The organism is Acetobacter sp. DsW_059 (assembly GCF_002153695.1).
GTDB lineage: Bacteria > Pseudomonadota > Alphaproteobacteria > Acetobacterales > Acetobacteraceae > Acetobacter > Acetobacter thailandicus.
The window spans coordinates 1-364 of the sequence record NZ_JOPI01000104.1; the positions used below are offsets into that span (position 1 = coordinate 1).

Sequence of the window (364 nt, forward strand, 5' to 3'; positions counted from 1 at the left end):
GGCAATCCGGTGGAGATCGACATCACACCGGGTCAGGATGCGGATATCAACCGGGCGGAACCGATGCCGGAAAACATCGATCCGGATGCCTTCCTTGCTGACAGGGCGTATGACGCAGACAGGTTGATCGACCGATTGACAGAGCGCGGCGTTACCCCGGTCATTCCGCTAAAACGTAATAGAACGATGCAGCGGAAAACAGACTTCGCTCTTTACAGGGAGCGTAATCTTGTCGAGCGGTTCTTTAATAAACTCAAACAGTTCCGTGCAATCGCAACACGCTACGATAAACTGAAATCAACGTTCCTCGCAGCCGTGCAGTTTGCCTCAGTCATCATCCTCCTTAACTGACGACACGCCGTAG

The 364-nt window shown here is 52.7% G+C and carries 1 protein-coding gene; it reads left to right on the forward strand.

Annotated elements, in window-relative coordinates; all coding sequences use genetic code 11:
• Window positions 1–351, forward strand: a 351-nt coding sequence (locus HK25_RS12130) for an IS5 family transposase (protein WP_143296010.1), incomplete at its 5' end; no start/stop codon positions are given.
• Window positions 352–364 lie beyond the last annotated feature (13 nt).